General features: G+C 60.9%; 1 protein-coding gene. It reads left to right on the forward strand.

All coding sequences use genetic code 11. From position 1 onward, the window contains the following. Nucleotides 1-212: 212 nt before the first annotated feature. Nucleotides 213-2039: IS1634 family transposase (locus tag JOZ76_RS35825; RefSeq protein WP_291706094.1), on the forward strand; the 1827-nt coding region annotated here is incomplete at its 3' end.

Here is a 2039-nt window from a genome sequence, read left to right on the forward strand (position 1 = left end):
GCCATCAATGGGCGGCCAAATGCCCACGGTCCGAAGGTTAGCCCAACTTCCAGCTTGCGACCGCGATTTTTCAGCTGGCGCGCCGACCAGCGCGAGGTAACTCATTGGAATTGCTGGACTGGGATCCGACAAAGTGCGCCGTTCGCCAAAATAGTGACTAAAAGTTACGTGATTTTTACTTGTACATCCGCCATTTTGTGATTCGTAGTGGCATGTACATTCGCAAATCGATTCGCTCCTACAAAGGCGCGACCTACACCAATTACGTGCTGGTGGAATCGGTCCACACCGCGAAAGGGCCGCGTCAGCGGGCAATTTGCTCGCTCGGCGATCTGAGCCCGCGGCCGGCGGCGGACTGGCTCAAGCTCGCGCGCAAGATCGAGGACGCGCTTGTCGGCCAAGCCGATTTGCTCGATCCGGACAATGGCGAGGTGGCCAACATCGTCCGCCGGGTCAGAGAGCGGCGTGAAGCCGAAGCGGATAGCGCGGCGGCGCGAACTGCGTCACCACACGCCGAACTGATCAACATCGATCCGAGCCGCGTCTCCACCGAGCGTCATCGCGAGGCCGGGCCGGTCCATGTCGGCTATCAATTCTGGCGACGGCTTGAGCTCGACCGCATTCTGACCGGATGCGGGCTGTCGGAAACGGTGCGCCGGCTTAGCTGTGCGATGACGCTCAACCGCCTGATTGCGCCCTGTTCGGAGCACGCCATGCCGGATTGGATCCGGCGCACTGCGCTCGGCGATATTCTCGGCGTCGACTTCGATCGACTTGCCGAAGACCCGCTCTACGAGGTGCTCGATAAACTGTATCCGCTGCGCGCCGCGATCGAGGCGGCACTCGTGGCGCGCGAGCGCAGTTTGTTCAACCTCGATGCCACGATCTATCTGTACGATCTAACCTCGACCTATTTCGAGGGACTGGCAAAACGCAATGGCAAGGCCAAGCGCGGCTATTCGCGCGATCACCGGCCCGACTGCAAGCAGGTGGTGGTCGGCCTGGTGGTCAACCGCGACGGCTTTCCCATCACGCACGAGGTTTTTGCCGGCAACACCCAGGATCGCAGCACGCTTTCGACCATGCTCGATCGACTGGCCAAGCGCATCGGCCTCAACGAAGGAGCCACCGTGGTGCTCGATCGCGGAATGGCGTTCGACGAGAACATCGCCGAACTCAAGCGCCGCAAGCTCAACTACGTGGTCGCCAGCCGGCAGCCCGAGCGCAACCGATGGCTCTCCGATTTCGAGGAGACCGACGGCTTCGCGCCAGTTCTGCGGGCCCCTTCGCCGCTCAATCCGGCGCAGAAGAAGACTTCAATCGAGGTCAAGACCCGCGTCGCCGACGAGCAGACCTACGTGCTTTGCCGCAGCGAGCAACGCATCGCCAAGGATCGCGCGATCCGCGAGAAGCACGAACAGCGTCTACTCGCCGACATCGACAAACTCTCCCGCCGCATCGCCGATAAAAAACTCGTCAAGCCCGACAAGATCAACCAAGCCATCGGACGCTTGAAGGAGCGCTACCCCCGCGTCGCCCGTTACTACAATCTCGCCCATGATCCGCAGACGGCAAGCCTTAGCGCGACTCTCGATCCCGACAAACACGCCAAGGCGCAGCGGCTCGACGGTTGTTACCTGCTCAAAACCAACCGCAAAGACCTCTCAGGCGATGAACTCTGGCGCATCTACGTCCTGCTCACCCGCGCCGAGACCGCCTTCCGGGACATGAAATCGCCGCTCGCCGAGCGGCCGATCTTTCATCACCTCGAACAACGCGTCGAGGCTCACATCTTCGTTTGCGTCTTGGCTTACCATCTTCTTATCGCGATCGAGAAAACTCTTCTCGATCAGGGCATTCACACCTCGTGGCCGACCCTGCGCGACACGCTCAAGACCCATCAGGTCTGTACCATCGTCCTGCCTACCAGCGATGGTTCGATCCTGCGGATACGAAAGGCTGGCGCTCCCGACACAGACGTTCTCGACCTCTACCGCCACCTTGCAGTGCCCGAAGCCGTCATCAAGCCGCAACACACA

This window comes from Bradyrhizobium sp. (assembly GCF_019244115.1).
In the GTDB taxonomy this organism is placed as follows: domain Bacteria; phylum Pseudomonadota; class Alphaproteobacteria; order Rhizobiales; family Xanthobacteraceae; genus Bradyrhizobium.